The sequence below is a fragment of the Flavobacterium cupriresistens genome (assembly GCF_020911925.1).
Lineage (GTDB): Bacteria > Bacteroidota > Bacteroidia > Flavobacteriales > Flavobacteriaceae > Flavobacterium > Flavobacterium cupriresistens.
In genome coordinates this window covers 3,503,170-3,521,152 of sequence record NZ_CP087134.1, presented here as the reverse complement: position 1 = coordinate 3,521,152, position 17,983 = coordinate 3,503,170, and the positions used below count along the sequence as shown (strand labels likewise).

The following is a 17,983-nucleotide window of genomic DNA, read 5'->3' as shown; positions in this document are numbered from 1 at the left end:
AGACGTATGTTTAGTACTAAGGATAAATTTCAGTTTAAGTCTGCTCCCTATGCTGCTGTACAAGTCAATTATAATTTTTAATGGCTTTTATAAAGCATTCAAATCTATGCATCAAATTCAAAAGTTGTGGAGGGAGTAAAAATCTCGCAGAGTCGCAAAATCGCAAAGTTTTAATGAGAAAGGGGAAAGCTTAAAAATAAGAAGACAAAACTTAGCGGCTTGGCGACTTGGCGAGATCATCAAAGATAGAAGTCGGAAAACAGGAACTCAAAAAGCTCTGATGAAAAGTATAAAAGCTGTTACTTCTAACAAAGGAGAATTTCTAAAAAATTATTCCGCAACTTTTTTAAACTTAAAAAAAATAAGGGCAGTATAGTCTTACTGCCCATCACCTTAAATTATCAGTAGTATTATGATTTCTTTTCTAACAGCACTTTTTACTTATTTACTTACGTCGCTTTCGGTTATTCCGAGTAATCCTTTAAACAATTCAATTCATTTTCCTGAATCGATTAATTTTCAGACACAAACGTCAAATAAGAATTAAATCACTTATTCATTAGTTGCAATTATCTATAAATGCGTTTCGTTATTGCGCCTATTGATTTCTTTTTATTCCTCTTTTTATTATTTAGAATGCGATGTACAAAGCAAACTTACCGCTCCTAACAATGCAGCGGCTTCATTGTCATTCGAAACAGAAACCTGAACTTCGATACCGGCTTCTTTTACGCTTTTCGTAAAGGATGGTAAAAATAAAGCACCGGCATTGGCTATTTTACCTCCGATAATAATGTGATCCGCACTGAAATTTTGTATCCACGGAATAACAATTGCTGCCAGATCAGTACCCATTTTTTCGAATACACTGATTGCTAATTGATCTCCTTTAATAGCCAAATTATACAATTCTAACCCATTATTTAGTGTTGTACCACTTAAAGCATGATAATGAGATAAAAGCCCGCGTACCGAAACATAGTCTTCGGCAATACCTTCTTTATACGGCAGATTGTATATTTCTCCGTCTAAGGGTACCAAATCTCCTGTGGTTACCGAAACTCCTTTGTCAATAAAACAAGCCCCTAAGCCTGTACCCAGCGTAATTGCGATTACTTTTTTGGACAAGTTTTCTTTCTGTTTGAAAACCTCTCCTTTTCCAAAACAAACGGCATCATTTTCAAAAAGTACCGGAAAATCGGCTGAGAGACTAAGACTGTCCAAAAGCAGATTTCTAACATTCAATCCATAAAAATGTTCGTATTTGGATTGCCCTTTTATCCAGCAAACCCCTTCCTGATAATCAAACGGACCGGGCATACACACTGCCAAACCAGCCATACTTTCAATTTTAGAATTTTCTATGGCGGCAGAAATTGCTTTTTCCCAAATGGTCATAACCTGATCAACCGGTAAATTAGAGTCAAAAGATTCTTTTTGCAGAGAGTAGTCAATAACTTTCATCTCTGTTATATCGATAACTGCTGCTGTAATATGTGTCCCCCCTATATCTAGCCCAATGGCGTGTGGTGTATTCATTTTTCCTGGTTTAACTTGCTTCTTTAAATATTTTTATTCTTTAAAATTTGTGGATATTTGTTACTGGTGTGAACAATCATCTCGCCAAATAAGGTATTTGCCCAAGCAAACCATTTTCGGGTAAATTTTGCGACATCATCTTTATGAAAGGATTCGTGCATAAATCCGGTATCTGCATTTGTTTTGATCAGATTGCTAATGCAGGCTTGTATTTCTTTCTCGTCAACACTTGTAATCGCTCTCAGCACAATACTCATCGGCCAAATTGTATCTACTCCTGTATGCGGGCCTCCAATCCCCTCTCCAGCTTTTCCTTTGTAGAAAAAAGGATTGTTTTCTGAAAGCACCACTTTTCGGGTATTAAGATATAAAGGATCGTTTGGTGCGATTGCTCCCAAATAAGGCAAAGACAATAAAGAAGGAACGTTGGCATCGTCCATCATGTGAAAACTACCGTATCCGTTCACTTCAAAAGCAATAATTTTCCCGAATTTCGGATGGTCTATAATTCCGTTTTCCTTTAATCCTTTTTTTACCTGCTCTCTTAATTCTTTTGCTTTTGCTACTAAATCAGTGTCTTTAAGTGCCGGCAAAGAGAATATCTCGATCAGATAACCCAATATTTCAATCGCAAACATATTGCTTGGAATTAAATAAGGCAACAAAGTACAATCGTCACTTGGTCTGAACGTTGACACAATCAATCCACAAGGTTTTACCGGATAACCATAGCCCGCTAATGGAACCCCATCTGTAGCCCAGGCCGTTTGACGCTGAAAACTGTATGGGCCTCCTTTTCCGTCTAAACGTTGTTGTTCTCTAAAAGTTTGCAGTATCAATAACATCGCTTTTTTCCATTGGTCGTCGAACAAACTGATGTCTCCGGTTTCTTTCCAATAACCATGCGCCAATCGAACGGGATAGCACAAACTGTCAATCTCCCATTTTCTTTCGTGAATACCGGGCTGCATTTTGGTCAAGTCATTTTTCCATTCGCTTTCCTTAGTAAAATCTTTATAAAAAGCATTGGCGTACGGATCTAATAGAATACATTTTGCCTGACGGTTGATTACTCCTTTGACCAATTCGGCCAATTTAGGGTCTTCTTTTACAAACGGAATATAAGGCCAGATTTGCGCTGTACTGTCTCGCAACCACATGGCGTCAATGTCACCTGTAATTACATAGGTATCGGGTTTTCCGTCAATGATTTCAAAATCGACTGTGGTATCTAATGTATTGGGAAAGCAGTTTTCAAACAACCAAGCCAATTCGGGATTTGCGATTTGTTTTTTGATTCTGACAATTACCGCTTCGACTGCTTGACTGGTAAATTTTCTTTCTGCTAACGGAGGTCTTTTACTCACAAAATCTTTAACCGTAAACTGAAAATCATCCGAATTTAGTCCAAAAGCATTTGCTTGAATGGCCAATAGTCCTGCTGAAAAAATTCCTGTATTTTTTATAAATTTTCTACGTGATTGCATAAATTTTATTTTGAAGTTGAATAAGAATAGGGATACGCTCCGGCGGTTGTGCCTCTTTGTAAATTAGGAGAACTGCTCATCTCAAAGTTTAATTCTCCACCTTTCAATACATCAAAGTGATTGATGTAATTTTTTGTGTAGGTTGTATTGTCCCACTTTAATTCGTTTACATATTTATTGTTTGCCGAATTACCTGGAGCTTCTATAATAAGCTGTTTTCCGTTTTCTAACTGTAAGGTTGTTTTCTTGAATAAGGGTGCACCAAGAACATATTCTTCTGTAGCGGGGCATACCGGATAAAATCCCATTGCCGAGAAAATGTACCAGGCCGAAGTTTGTCCGTTGTCTTCATCACCACAATAACCATCCGGAGTTGGTTTATACAAACGATTCATGACTTCTCTGGACCAGTATTGGGTTTTCCAAGGTTCTCCGGCATAATTGTACAGGTAAATCATGTGTTGAATTGGTTGATTTCCGTGTGCATATTGTCCCATATTCATAATTTGCATTTCACGAATTTCATGGATTACCGATCCGTAGTAACTATCATCAAAAACCGGAGGTGTAGTAAAAACTGCATCCAGCTTGGCTGTAAAAGATTTTGCTCCTCCCATGAGATCAATTAAACCTTGAACATCATGAAATACACTCCAGCTGTAGTGCCAACTATTGCCTTCGGTAAAAGCATCTCCCCATTTAAACGGATTGAAATTCGCCGGAAAACTTCCGTCTTTGTTTCTTCCGCTCATTAGTCCGATAGCAGGATTATACAGGTTCTTATAATTCATCATTCGTTTTTCGAGTAACTTAATCTCTTTCTTCGGACGATTTAATGCTTGCGCTAATTTCCAGATCGCAAAATCATCATAGGCATATTCCAGTGTTCTGGCGGCATTTTCATTAATTTTCACATCGTAAGGAACATAACCTAAAGTATTGTAATAGTTCACCCCTTTTCTTCCTACTGCATCCATTGGACCTTCATTATTGGCACCATGCAGTAAAGCTTCGTACAGTGTATTGATATCATAACCTCGCAATCCTTTCATATAAGCATCCGAAACTACAGAAGCTGAATTGTTCCCTACCATCACATTTCTAAAACCTGGACTGGACCATTCCGGCAAAAAACCGCCTTCTTTGTAATCGTTTAGCAAACCTTCCTGCATTTCTTTGTTTATAGAAGGATATACTAAATTTAACAAAGGGTATAAGGCGCGAAAAGTGTCCCAAAATCCGGTTCCTGCAAACATATAACCCGGTACAACTTTTCCGTTGTAGGGACTGTAATGCACTGTTTTTCCTTCTGCGTCAATTTCATATTGTTTTTGAGGGAAACAAACTGTACGGTACAAACAAGAGTAGAAAGTTCTTAATTGGTCTTCGTTGTTATCTTCTACTGTTATTTTTCCTAGAATTTTATTCCACTCTTTTTTAGATTCTGCTACGGTTTCATCAAAAGAAGCGGTGCCTAATTCGTTTTTTAAATTCAATTCAGCCTGAGCTAAACTGATAAAGGAAGAAGCCACTTTTACATTTACTTTTTCTCCTTTTTTAGTTTTAAAACCAACTACTGCACCTACGTGAGTTCCCGAAAATTCTAACTTCCCTTTTTCCAGTTTTTTTTCATTCCAAGTGGCATTAGTCAAAAAAGGTTTGTCGAACTGTAAAACAAAATAGTTCTTGAAATTCTCCGGAACACCCCCACTGTTACGGGTTGTGTAACCAACAATTTTATTTTCGGATGGAATAATTTTGATATATGAGCCTTTATCAAAAGCATCCACTACAATAGACGAATTTTCGTTATCCGGGAATGTAATCTGAAAATGAGCCGCTCTTTCTGTGGTGGTAATTTCTGTTGTAACATCATAGTCAGCCAGATAAACGCTGTAATAATACGGTTTTGAAACCTCTGCTTTATGACTAAACCAACTGGCACGTTCGTCTTCGGTAAAAGCTAATTTACCGGTAACCGGCATAATCGAGAATTGTCCGTAATCATTCATCCAAGGCGATGGCTGGTGGGTTTGTTTAAATCCTCTGATTTTTTCCGCTGTATAGGTATAAGCCCATCCGTCACCCATTTTTCCGGTTTGTGGTGTCCAGAAATTCATTCCCCATGGTCTGCAAACCGCCGGATAGGTATTTCCGTTAGAAAGATTGGGTAAAGATTGTGTTCCCATTAAAGGATTTACATATTCTACAGGATCTAAGGTCTTCACCTGTGCATTTACAAAAAGGCTGCATTGCACTAATCCTAAAAAAATTAAACTCTTTATTTTCATGGTAGTATTGTTAAATGTGAAATGTGGTTTCTAAAATGTAAGCTGTGGGCTCTATTTTTATATAATTGCAAGGTTTTAATAACTTTGCAGGATTAGTTTGAACTGAAACTAAAACTGTGACTGCAAACTGCGACTGTGACTATTGATTGACCGTTATACCTAACAGGTTTTAAAAACCAGTTAGGAACGTTTATTTACATAGGTCTGTCTTCTTTATTTACTCCAAAAGTTGGTGAAGGCTTGTTGCCCATGTACAATTTCAGTTCTCCTCCTTTTACGATCATATCGTGTGTGATGTACGATTTCGTGTAGGGCTTTCCATTGTATTCCGCTTTTTGGATGTACATATTGATATTGCTGTTGTTTACGGCATTTAAAGTAAAGGAAACTCCTTCTTTATGATGGATTACGGCATTATTTACTAATGGACTTCCCAAAACATAAATTCCGTTGGCAGGATTAACAGAATAGAATCCCATCGCAGAGAAAACATACCAAGCCGACATCTGACCTAAATCTTCATTACCACATAAACCATCGGGTTTGGTTGAATAAAATTTATCATCGATTTCACGAATTAATTTTGCAGTTTTCCAAGGTTGTCCGGCATAGGCGTACAAATACGGAATATGGTGATTGGGTTCATTTCCTTGTGCATATTGTCCGATTAGACCACTGATGTCGGGAGAAATTTCTTCGCCCTCTACTTTATCTGTAATTAAAAACAAGGAATCTAACTTATCTAAAAACTGTTTTTCACTGCCAAATAAATCGATTAAACCATAAGGATCCTGAGGAACTAACCAGGTGTATTGCCAGGCATTTCCTTCTACATAATCATCCTTGCGATGTGCAGAAGAAAGCGGATTAAAAGGCGTTCTCCAATTTCCATCTGTTAATTTACCTCTCATAAATGTGGTTTCTTTATCGAAATAAAGTCGGTATAAATTGGCTCTTTTGGTAAAATAAACATAGTCTTCTGTTTTGTTTAGTGCTTTTGCCATTTGCGCCACACAGTAATCGTCGATGGCGTATTCTAAAGCATTTCCAACTGATTCTAACATTTTATCTGCGGGAATATATTCCAATTTTTGAACGTAATCCATTCCGTCGCGTGTTTGCATGGCGGTTTTTCTAATGGCTTCGTAAGCCAATGCTGTATCGTAGTCTCTGTATCCTTTGAGATAAGCGTCTGCAATTACTGCTATGGAATGATTCCCATTCATTGTATTGGTTTCATTCCCCATTAAATGCCAAACCGGTAGTCTGCCTTGTTGTTTATAAATGGCTAAGAACGATTTAACAATGTCGTTGATCTTATCCGGTTGTGTAATGGTATACAAAGGGTGCAAAGCACGGTAGGTATCCCAAAGTGAGAAAGTCGTGTAATTGGTAAAATTGGCTTTTTCGTATACTTTTTTATCGGTTCCGCGGTAATCTCCGTTGACATCATTAAAAATGGACGGTGCAAACATAGTGTGATACAATGCCGTATAAAAAACTTTCATGGTTTTATCGTCTGCTTTTATCTGAATCTTATGCAGTTCCTTATTCCATTTGTTATTTGCTTCTTTTACTACTTTGTCAAAATCCCAATTTGGAATCTCTGCTTTTATATTGGCAGCAGCATTTTCGTAGCTTACAGGAGAAATCCCCACTTTTACCAAAACCTGTTTGTTTTTTAAGGTGTTAAAATCTAGTATGGCTTTCATTTTCAAGCCTTCGCCTTCATTTCCTTTTACAGGAGAAATACTGTCATATAAAGTAACAGCCGACATTGGATCTGAAAATTCGATTGTAAAATAAATGCGCTGATCATTGGCCCAGCCTTTAGAATAACGATATCCTGCAAGTGTTGTTTCGTTTATTTTCTTTATGAATGTTTTAACCGGTTTGTCCCATCCGATTCCGTCCGCAAGGTCCAGTAGCACGTGTGAATCGGTAGCGGAATCAAAAGTATATTTATGAAAACCTACTCTTTCGCTGGCGGTTAGTTCTGCTTTGATTTTGTATTTGTCTAATAAAACACTGTAATATCCCGGTTTGCTTACTTCATTTTTGTGTGAGAAATACGAACCGTAACCGTTTACCATGTCTTCTTTTGTTCCTTTGGTAAGGGCAACTTTACCGGATACGGGAAGCAAAAGAATATCATTTAAATCTCCAATTCCTGTTCCGCTCAAATGGGTATGTGTAAAACCCAAAATCGTATTACTCGCATAGTTGTAACCACTACACCAATCCCAGCCTTCAAAAACATTTACCGGTCCTAACTGTACCGCCCCAAAAGGAACATTTGCACCAACAAATACGTGCCCATGACCGGCAGATCCTATGAGAGGATTCACATAACCGGTATAATCAGTGGGGTCATTGGTGGTTTTATTTTTAATTTCTTGTGCGAATGCCGATAAATTAATCAGCATCATTATTGAAAAAACAATGTATTGGTATCTTTTATTCATTTTTATTTGTTTTTTGGTTGACACGTTCCCGTAGAGACGCACAGCAGTGCGTCTCTACCGTGTATGTGGAGACGCACTGCTGTGCGTCTTTACATTATTTGTATTTTTTCAAAACATCGTATAGAGAGACAACCTTAATATCGGGATTTGCTATTTTACCTTCAAATGAAAGCGTTTTCTCTTCTCCGGCGGTCAGGTCGATATAATTATCACTCCATTTTCCGGTATATCCTTTTACAGAAATGTATACATATTTTGCTGCTTTTGTTGCTTTTAAAACCACTTTATTTCCTTTGACCTGCCAACTTATTTTTGGGTCTTCCAACTGCAAGTCAATTGGACGGGTCAGATCTATTTGAGGCGTGATATCATCCCTGTAAGCTTCGCGCATGGCATACCAGGCTGCTTTAGGTTGGCGGTTGTAATAATCGGTCACACTCCAACTTGCTACTGGCCAGCAATCGTTGAGCTGCCAAACTAAAGTTCCCATATTGTAAGGAGCTTTAGAACGATGAATGCCTATAATATTTTTAAGAGAATAATACTGTAAACATTGGGTCAGATAGGTATAATCTTCCACATTCATTTTTTTAATTTTAGTGGAGTCTATAAAATACCGGTTTAAATAGGAATCTAATTTTATAAAACCTTTCCCTGCTTTTTGATGGGCTTGTAAAATGTCTGAATACAAATATCGGTCTTCGGGTAACGTAAAGGCTTCTATAGACGAATAGTTGGGCATGGCCTGCATGCCATATTCACTCACAAAACGACCCGTTTTATTCTTTACGACTTCAACATCTTCCAGTCCCCACCAAGTTCCCCAGTAATGACTGTCTCCTTCTGTAATACTTTTTTCTTTCGACCAATGAAATAGAGGTGAAGAACTAATATAAGGGCGCTTATTGTCTACTTCTTTTACCCATTTTGGAATACTGTCTTGAAACAATCGAACATAATCGTGCCACAAACGGGTGGAATCTTTTTTCGACATGTTCATACTTTTTTGCCATCCCCAATTTTTAAAGGCTTCATCTGCTTCGTTGTTACCGCACCACAAAACGATACTTGGATGGTGGCGCAAACGTTTCACCTGGTATTTCACTTCTTCTTTTACATTGTCAAAAAAGGCTTTGTCGCCCGGAACCATCGTACCGGCAAACATAAAATCCTGCCAGACGTAAATTCCGTTTTTATCGCATAAATCATAAAAATAGTCGTCTTCATAAATTCCGCCACCCCAAACACGAAGCATATTCATATTGGCGTCTTTTGCCATCGCAATTACCTTTTCGTACTCTTTTTTGGTTACTCTGGAAAGAAAAGCATCCGAAGGAATATAATTGGCTCCTTTCATGTATACCGGTTTACCATCAATTTTGAAGTAAAATGATTTACCAAGACTATCGGGCTGTTGTACCAATTCGATTTTACGGTTTAGGACATACGGTTTCTCTGCCTCTTTTTTATCGTAGGCTTCTAATCGTGGGGTTTTCCATATTCCGCAGGTTGTGAATTTTGGTCCCCAATCCCATCCAAAATGATATTGTGCTTTACGAACATAGGCACGAGGATTATCGGGAATTACAAAAGGCAGGTCTTTTTTAGCAAGAGAATCAACCACATTTTGTGCGGACTGAAATACAATCACCAAATCATTGTTTCCTGACTTTAGCACCTTTTTAACGTCTACACGCCATTGACGAAACATATTGTCGGCTTTAAGAACCAACTGATTGTTAAGATAAACGGTGGCATAAGTATCCAATCCGTCAAAAACCAGTTCGGTGTTTTTCTTTTTTAGCGTTGCTGCAGCTACCTGAAAAGTCGTTTTATACTCCCAGTTTTTGCGTTCTACCCAAACCACTTTTTTTTCATTGTCCCTGTAAAATGGATCGGGGATTGTTTTATTATTCAACAAATCGGTATGTATCTCTCCAGGAACAGTTGCCGGATACCATTTTTGTGTTTTTTCTTCACGATACTTCCAATCCTTTTTTAAATCAATATTCTGAGCAGTAGCTACCGATGAAAAGTGGATAAGACCAAGGCAGATTACGCTGTAAAAGTGCTTTTTTAAATTCATTTTATTTCGGAATAAATTAATAGTATATGAATTTTAATTATTGGCAGTAGGAGAAGGAATAAAGCGCTACACCATTATCCCTCCTCATTAGGGGTACATGTCAACGAATAACTAACAAAATATTCAGAAATCATTTTCCTATACTGCGCATAATTTAACGGGAATTTGTACTACAATTTAATCAATTTAACTGTAGTAACAGTATATTAAATCAACTTATTAACAGTTCTAAAAGCTATTCTTTTTGGTGCTGTGATTGCTATAAGTGTATTAAAAAAGAATCCCCTTTTTTTCAGCAAAAGCAATTTTAGCGGCTGCGAAAAAAAAGACATTAGAGCAATACATCCAATCCATACCATAAGAATTCTATTTGAAACTTATCAATAAACGATTTAAAGATAAGCCGGGTAAAAGGAAATTACCCGACTTATTCTAACAAACCAACCAATATATATTTTAAACTATTTGTCCCACCAGATTCTGGTTGTCATAACATCAAGCCCCTGACGTTGAATTGCTGCCTTGTAATTGTCCGCATTTGTTATCAACTCCGACTGATCGTAAACTAATCTTCTTGGAATAGTACCTTGAGTTTCTCCGTTTACATCATTAACAGGAACCAGTGCCGGATAACCTGTTCTTCTGTACTCAGAAAAAGCTTCAAAACCATTAAACAATAGAACAATCCATTTTTGACCAATAATTTGCTCAATTTTTTGCGCTTCTGTCCCAGCAGATTTAAAAGGGAAAGCAGCGATATATGCATTGTATTCTGTAGTTGAAACTGCCGGCACTTTATCTCCAAAAATAGTCAGAATCTCCATGGCAGCTTTTACTCCGTCTTCGTAGTGTTTTTGAGCTGTTCCGCCAACACTCCAGCCTTTAACTGCTGCTTCTGCCAATATAAATTCTACTTCGGCATACGACAAAATTAAAGTTGGTGCATCTAAACGCAATACTGTTGAAGTATTCGGGTCTGAAAAAAGCTTTTTATCCCCACCCGGAAATTCTTTAGCATCATTAGCAAGACCTTGCTGACTTGCAGGAGAATTATCTCCGGTTGCTTCCAATTTGGCATAAATTCTTAAACGCGGATCATTTGTATTTTTCAACGCATCTATGAAAGTTTTGCTGTATTTAATGTTTGCTTCTCCTCCGTTCAAGTCATTTCTAACCCATGAAGAAGTAATTGGATTCGTTTTAACACCTGGAGGGCCTGCATCATGTTTTAGCACAACACTGTCATTATTTGAAGTAAAAACACCTTTTGCAGCTGCTTTTTCAACAAATTCTCTGGCTTTTGCAGGGTTTACTTTAGACAAACGCATGGCGACTCTCAACATTAATGAATTGGCTAATTTTTTCCATCTTGCCACATCACTTTGATAATACAAATCGGCATTACCAACAAATGGTTTATTCGCATCTAAAGCTGTTCCTGCTTCGTCTAATTCTTTTAAAAGATCATTGTAAATTGCTTCTTGTGTATCGTATTTTGGTGAAAAGATATTTCCGTTATATCCTTTTCCTGCTTCGAAATAAGGAATCTCACCATAAGTATCTGTCAATTTCTGAAACATCAATACTTTCATGATTCTGCAAGCCTGAATCATATTAGAGTTTTCAGGCGTATTTTCCAATACCGATAACAATTGCATGATCTGATTCAATCCTTTTCCATACGATTCACCAAAAAGAGAACCTGAATATTCGGGAGAATAGGTATATTTTGATCCTGGTCCACCCAATGAAGAAAAATGCTGTACAATTTGTGCTGCATAAGCATTGTTCCCTCTTGTATTAGAAAAATCTTGTCCGTCTACATAAATTTCAGCCAGGGTAAACATTGATTTTACCGCAGGTTTTGTCAAGGCATTTGGGTTGGTATTCATTTCCTCAAATCCTTTGTCGCATGATGTTAATGCCAGTGTACTAACTATTGCAACGCAAAATATTTTTATATATTTATTTTTCATTTTTTACTTTTTAGTATTAGAATTTAACATTAAGCGTTACACCGTAATTTCTTGTCAAAGGCATAGATGCTCTTTCAAGTCCTTGTGCATTACTGTTAGAATAGTTAGATTCCGGATCAATGTTCGGAACTTTATCATAGATCGTCCATAAATTATGAGCAGAGAAAGCTAAACTAATGGATTGAAATGGTGATTTCTTGATAAAAGAGCTTGGAAAATTATAACTAAAAGAAATTGCTCTAAGCTTTACAAAATCAGCATCGTATACAAAGTTTGAGGTTACATCACTATAACTTCTCCAGTAATCGTATGCAGATACTTGTTTGTTAACCGGATTACCATTTACATCTGTACCCGATACGGCAACTCCTCCTTCACGACCTTCAAGTGTGCTTTGAGCTAATCCGTAACGTGTTCCCAATTGGTTAGTCGCCGAATAAATTTCTCCTCCAAATTTAGCATCTACAAAAACAGATAATGTGAAGTTTTTATAGGTAAAATCATTTGAAAGTCCCATTGAAGTTGGTGCTACTCCTTGTCCTGCAATAATTAAATCACCTCTCAAAAATTTACCATCAGTTCCTAATACAATGTTTCCGTTTTTGTCTCTTAAATAATCATAGGCTTTGATTACTCCGAAAGGCTGTCCTTTTTCTAAAACTACAGAAGCTCTTGAGTCTCTGTTTCCTTCCAATGATTTGGTGTTAATCTTGTCAGAAAGACTAATAACCTCACTGTCATTATAAGCAAAATTATATCCAACACTCCAAGAAAAATTTGGCGTTTTAATCGCTTTTACGTTGATTGCAAACTCCACCCCTTTGTTCAGGATTTGTCCCACATTAATTTTGGTTGTTCTGTATCCTGCTGCCTGAGAAATGTCTGCATCAGCAATATCTTTAGTCGTTTTTTTGCTATAGAAAGTCAAATCTGTACTTACTCTGTTATTGAAAAATGTATTTTCAAAACCAAATTCAATTGTACTTACGTTATAAGGTTTTAAGTTTCTATTTGGAACGGTTTCTCCGTTAACACCTAAAATCGGTTGTCCTTGCGAATCGGTTTGCCCGTCCGGTGTTGTATACGTTAAGTCTAAGGCATAGGCATCCTGCAATCCACCTCCTACATTACCCCAACCTGCTCTAAGTTTACCATAAGACATCCACTCCGGTAATTTTATCACTTCAGAATAAATGAAACTGGTACTTACTGATGGGTAAAAAATACTATTGTCTTTTGGATCTAAAGTAGAAAACCAATCTCGACGACCTGTTAAACTAACATATAAAAAATCCTTGTATCCCAAATCTGCCGAGTAAAAAAGAGAGTTTACTTCACGTTCAGAAAACAATTTTTCTGTTTTGTCCGGTTGTGTATTTCCATAGAAATATTCAAATGGTACAATAAAGTTATTTCCCTTCATTTTAATACCACTGTATCTGTTATGTTGACGGTTAGCACCAACAAAAGCATCTAGTGACAGGTTTTTAACGATGTCTCCTCTATAACCTAAAAAACCGGAGGCATTAACTTCTGAACGATTTTCAATTCTGTTTTCATAAGATCCTCCAGGATTGTAATTGATTCCTGTTGGCTCAATTTCAGTATATTCATAATTAATATCATCAACACCGATAACCGCTTTTGCATAAAATTTGTCTGTAATATTATACGTTACTTTTGTCGAACCAATAAAACGTTTTCTAAGATCCTCGTTTAAAGGCTGTTCTGTAGTATAATATGGATTGGTATGATACACATTCGCACCAAAATAATCTGCTTCACCTCCATTTTGATCGTAAGCATTTTTAAGCCATCTGATGTCTGTTCCCGGAGTCAGGAAAACAGTCGGGAAAGAAGGATTTCTTGGAGAATCGTTCAAGTAAGGTCTGTTATCACTCTTCTCTGAGATATACTGTGCATTTGCTTCTACATTGATCTTCTTATTTGGAGACGAGTTTAAACTCAAAGACAGGTTATTTCTACCAAAATCTGTTCCCGGTAAAATAGATTCGTCTTTTGTGTTTCCGAAAGATAATCTGAAATTAGTAGTTTCATTTCCACCCGAAATAGCTAAAGTATTACTGAAAGAAAATCCGGTTCTGTAGAAATTCTCCACATTGTTTTTTCCATAGGCTTTGTAAGGTCTTGTTGTACCATCGATGGAAAGTGAATTTGTTCCGTCGTATTTATCACCCCAGGCAAAATAGTACGAATCTCTTAGTTCCTGCAAATCGCTAAATCTCGTATAAACACCATTTACAGGAGCTCCTGCTCCGTATTGATCCTGCCAGTTCAAAAGACTTGCAGGCGTATTAAAAGTTGCACTTGAGCTAAAATCTACTCCTAAACCTGTTCCGTTTTTTCCTTTTTTTGTCGTAATTAAGATAACACCATTTGATCCTCTGTACCCGTAAAGAGCAGAAGCGGCACTTCCTTTTAAAACCGACATCGAAGCAATATCATCCGGATTGAAAGAAGACATACCATCACCTTTATCGGCACCTCCCCACATTCCTGCATTTCCTTGCTGCGTATTGTCTATCGGAATACCGTCTACTACATACAAAGGCTGGTTAAACCCTGAAGCTGAAGTAGCACCACGAATCACCACACGACTGGAACCTGAAGGTCCCGTAACCGGTGCAGAAACGTTAACCCCTGCAATTTTCCCCTGAAGGGCATTACCTAGGTTAATTTCTTTGTTTTTCGTCAGTTCATCCCCTTTTAATTCTCCAACGGCATATCCTATACTTTTCTTTTGTTTTTTAACACCGAAAGAAGTAATTACCACCTCATTTAATTCCTGATTGCTCTCTGACAATACAACAGAAATTTTGCTTTCATTTTCTTGAAGTACCACTGATTTTGATACAAAACCTAAAGAAGTTATTTTTAAAGTAACTTTACCTTCAGGAACATTTAATTTAAACTGACCGTCAAAGTCAGTAATGGCATTAAACGGTTTTCCTTGTACTTCAACCGATGCACCAACAACTCCCTTGTTCTCTGCATCTACCACTATGCCTGTTATTAATCGATTTTGCGCAACAACACCTAAGCTGCTGAACAATATCATTCCTAACACTGCTAAAATTCGTTTCATAAGCATTTTTTTTGGTTTAATTGTTTTGATTATTGTTTGTTTCTAACGCGTTTGTTTTTAAATATTAATAAAAATTTTGAACTCCATTTCAAGAAAAAAAGCGGCAAGTTTAGCTCTCGGAATAGCCCAAAAAATAAAGCTGTAAGACTGTTTTTTCTATGTATCTCTTTCTCAAAAGAAGCAACTAAAAGCGATTCTTTTTGTTTACTGATTTTACTAAAACGATTTAGTAAAATGACTAAAAAAAAACTACTGCAATAATTTATCTTTTTCTTTTATTTTTAACTTCAAAAATTATAGGTTATCTAAACCGATTCTCTAACAATCAATGTACCTTTTTTAAGTACTTTCTCTACGGTAAAGGAATCAAAATCTGTCATCTGACTCATTAAGAGCTCAATCGATTTAATCCCAATATCATTTATGGGCTGCGCTACGACAGAAATGGTTGGCGTATGCAATTTGAAACTATCATGATCATCAAAACTGATCACTGAAAGATCATCCGGGATTCTGTACCCCATTCCTCTAAAGGCCTGAAGACCGGCAAGTCCCATATAGTTGGCCAAAAATAAAACACCGTCAATCTTGGGATTTTGCTGAAAAAAATGCGCAATCGAATCGATTCTGCTTTGTTCATCAGTATGGTAATCTAAGTGAAGCGTCAGGGCTTCATCATAAATCCCTTCTTCTTTCAGGGCATCTGTATAACCCTTTTCCCTTAATTTCATCTGAATCATTTCAGATTTAGTATTGACAACGGCAATATTTTTGCGTCCTTTATTTATTAGAAATTTCGTAGCTGAGTAAGAACCTTCATAGTTATCCATTACGACGTGACTTACTTCCTGATTGGCAAAATACCTATCGATTAAAACTACCGGCTTTTGCAATTTTAAAAGCAAATCAATACTTTTTTCTAAATTTTTTGTCGGTGTGATAATAAACCCCTCCACATTGGCCTGCAAAAGACTTTGCACTAATTCCTCACAACGTTGATCATCATCTCCGGTACTGCAATAAAAAACTCTGTAATCAATATTTTTCGCTTCGTCTTCTATTACCCTCGCTAAATCAGCAAAAAACTGATTGGAAATATCTTCTACAATAAGACCAATTGATCTCGTTTTTCCTGTTCTCAGACTACTGGCAATCATACTTGGTCGGTACTGAAGCTTTTCGGCAACCTCTTGAACTTTTTTTATAACAGCCGGACTAATTGCCATCTTCTCGCCTTTTCCGTTAATAACAAAAGATACAGTAGATATAGACACTTGGGCCTCGGTGGCAATATCTTTAATAGTGATTCTTCTCATTAACGTTTTTTATTAAATGGCTTTATAATGCTTTGGACAAATATATATAAATAGGGTTTACAAAATCGTTTTAGTAAAATATTTTTTAAACAAATCGTTATTTTAAAGCCAAATTAAAGTATAATAATCAGTAATTATAAAGTTTTTACCTATAATTCTCATTTTTAATTTTACAGAATATTCATCGTTTTTTAACTTTGTTTTTACCTCTGTTCCCTATAAAATAAAGAAAAGTTAAATTGGAGTTAAGTTCTTACTTTATCGCTGAAAAATTTATTTTGATAGTAGTCGTATTACTGTTTAATCCGAATAGATTTTGCACATATCTTCTTACTTAAATGTTTTTGCTTTCTGTTTTTTTAATACTAAAAACAAAAAAAGACAATCAAACGATTGTCTTTTTTTAGTTTAGTTCTTTATAAAATCTATTCGAAAACCTTCTTAGTAAACGATCTCGAAAATCTTCTTTTTTCAATTAAACTTTATCTTTTGCTTTTGCTAATTGATTTACTCTCCACATTAAAAACACGGTACATAGGGTAATAACCGCAATTACATAGCCCAATATATCGTAGTTTTCTAAAGGAGACGTTTTGGTTTCCTGATGCACAATAAAACCCGCACAAACAGCCGCAATACCACCGGCAATCTGTTGTAGCGATGACGTTATAGACATATAAGCGCCACGGTCTTTCATCTCTGGAATAGCAGTGTTTAACGTCGTTGCCGGAATCATACGGCTCATGATTCCCATAAACAATACCATATTAATCACTACTACTTCCCACATAGGGATCGGGTTAAGATTGGTATAAATTAAAATCATAATTACCGAGATGACTGATCCAACTGCAAACAACTTAAATTTGCTGACTTTATCGCTTAATTTCCCAACTAAAGGCATAATAAAAAGTACAGAAAGTCCCGTAAAGAAAAAGACCAGTGGTAACTCCAGATGGCTGATATGAATGTTATTAACCAAAAAGGCTGTCCCAAAAGGCTGTAACATAAAACCTCCCACAGAAAGGAATGCAATGGCAGTAAAACCAACCTGATAGTGTTTGTTACTTAAGGTATGCCAAAGATGCAGAAAAGGACTTTTGTCTGATTGTAGTTCCAAATGTTTTGTGATCGGTTGCATTTGTGTTATAATAGCTGCAAGAATCAATAGTCCCAAAACTGCAATCATAATAAAGGCGGAATGCCATCCCCAGTTATTGGCAAAATAGAGTCCGACCGGTATTCCCAAAATCTGACTGGTTGCAAAGGCCATTTGTATAAATCCCATCACCCTGCCTCTTTGATGAATTACAAACAAATCCGTCACAATTGCCAGTGAAACAGAACCGATTACACCTCCAAAAAGTCCTGTCACGATTCTCGCCAAAAGTAACATCTCGTAAGTTGAGGCCAGCGCACAGAAAACGGTACCTATAATGAATCCCGTATAAAAGAAAATCAGCAATTTTTTTCGGTCAAATTTATCTGCAAAACCTGCCGCAAGTAATCCCGAAATTCCGGCACTAAAAGCATATCCGGAAACTGCAAAACCGAACTTTGAGGGTGTCATATCAAGTGTTTTCATCAGGATATCCCCCAACGGAGAGATCACCATAAAATCAAGTATAACGGTAAATTGTAAAAGCGCCAATATGGCAATAATAATTTTTTGATGTGTGGTAAAAGCAGGAGCTTCTATAGTATTTTTTTCCATTTT

The 17,983-nt window shown here is 36.7% G+C and carries 9 protein-coding genes; all 9 read right to left on the bottom strand.

The genetic code is table 11. The features are described 5' to 3' along the window. Positions 1–627: 627 nt before the first annotated feature. The 9 genes from LNP23_RS15015 to LNP23_RS14975 all read right to left on the bottom strand — a co-directional run bounded on the left by LNP23_RS15015 (position 628) and on the right by LNP23_RS14975 (position 17,980). Entirely contained in the window at positions 628–1,539 is a 912-nt protein-coding gene (locus LNP23_RS15015) for an ROK family protein (protein WP_230001816.1), read from the bottom strand. Between the two features lie 23 nt (positions 1,540–1,562). Continuing rightward, the gene (locus tag LNP23_RS15010; protein ID WP_230001815.1) at positions 1,563–3,026 is read right to left on the bottom strand and encodes a glycoside hydrolase family 125 protein; all 1,464 of its coding nucleotides are present in this window, start codon (positions 3,024–3,026) and stop codon (positions 1,563–1,565) included. A 5-nt stretch (positions 3,027–3,031) separates the two neighbouring features. After that, entirely contained in the window at positions 3,032–5,317 is a 2,286-nt protein-coding gene (locus tag LNP23_RS15005) for a GH92 family glycosyl hydrolase (RefSeq protein WP_230001814.1), read from the bottom strand. A gap of 194 nt (positions 5,318–5,511) precedes the next feature. Continuing rightward, positions 5,512–7,782 (bottom strand): GH92 family glycosyl hydrolase, encoded by a 2,271-nt coding sequence (locus LNP23_RS15000; RefSeq protein WP_230001813.1) that lies wholly within the window; start codon positions 7,780–7,782, stop codon positions 5,512–5,514. Between the two features lie 94 nt (positions 7,783–7,876). Further along, entirely contained in the window at positions 7,877–9,868 is a 1,992-nt protein-coding gene (locus tag LNP23_RS14995) for a beta-mannosidase (protein ID WP_230001812.1), read from the bottom strand. A 461-nt stretch (positions 9,869–10,329) separates the two neighbouring features. Further along, the gene (locus LNP23_RS14990) at positions 10,330–11,844 is read right to left on the bottom strand and encodes a SusD/RagB family nutrient-binding outer membrane lipoprotein (RefSeq protein WP_230001811.1); all 1,515 of its coding nucleotides are present in this window, start codon (positions 11,842–11,844) and stop codon (positions 10,330–10,332) included. Positions 11,845–11,860: 16 nt separating this feature from the next. Beyond that, complete coding sequence (locus LNP23_RS14985) at positions 11,861–14,950, bottom strand: SusC/RagA family TonB-linked outer membrane protein (RefSeq protein ID WP_230001810.1); 3,090 nt, start codon at positions 14,948–14,950, stop codon at positions 11,861–11,863. Positions 14,951–15,255: 305 nt separating this feature from the next. After that, positions 15,256–16,266: a LacI family DNA-binding transcriptional regulator gene (locus LNP23_RS14980; protein ID WP_047776518.1), complete on the bottom strand. Its 1,011-nt coding sequence runs from the start codon at positions 16,264–16,266 to the stop codon at positions 15,256–15,258. A 475-nt stretch (positions 16,267–16,741) separates the two neighbouring features. Then, positions 16,742–17,980, bottom strand: coding sequence for an MFS transporter (locus tag LNP23_RS14975; protein ID WP_117610311.1), 1,239 nt, complete (start codon positions 17,978–17,980; stop codon positions 16,742–16,744). Between the last annotated feature and the right edge of the window lie 3 nt (positions 17,981–17,983).

Excerpts from the sequence above, each read along its gene's own strand:
- LNP23_RS15005 (WP_230001814.1), bottom strand. The coding sequence starts at position 5,317 with ATGAAAATAAAGAGTTTAATTTTTTTAGGATTAGTGCAATGCAGCCTT.
- LNP23_RS14980 (WP_047776518.1), bottom strand. The coding sequence starts at position 16,266 with ATGAGAAGAATCACTATTAAAGATATTGCCACCGAGGCCCAAGTGTCT.
- LNP23_RS14985 (WP_230001810.1), bottom strand. The coding sequence starts at position 14,950 with ATGAAACGAATTTTAGCAGTGTTAGGAATGATATTGTTCAGCAGCTTA.
- LNP23_RS15015 (WP_230001816.1), bottom strand. The coding sequence starts at position 1,539 with ATGAATACACCACACGCCATTGGGCTAGATATAGGGGGGACACATATT.
- LNP23_RS15000 (WP_230001813.1), bottom strand. The coding sequence starts at position 7,782 with ATGAATAAAAGATACCAATACATTGTTTTTTCAATAATGATGCTGATT.
- LNP23_RS15010 (WP_230001815.1), bottom strand. The coding sequence starts at position 3,026 with ATGCAATCACGTAGAAAATTTATAAAAAATACAGGAATTTTTTCAGCA.
- LNP23_RS14995 (WP_230001812.1), bottom strand. The coding sequence starts at position 9,868 with ATGAATTTAAAAAAGCACTTTTACAGCGTAATCTGCCTTGGTCTTATC.
- LNP23_RS14975 (WP_117610311.1), bottom strand. The coding sequence starts at position 17,980 with ATGGAAAAAAATACTATAGAAGCTCCTGCTTTTACCACACATCAAAAA.
- LNP23_RS14990 (WP_230001811.1), bottom strand. The coding sequence starts at position 11,844 with ATGAAAAATAAATATATAAAAATATTTTGCGTTGCAATAGTTAGTACA.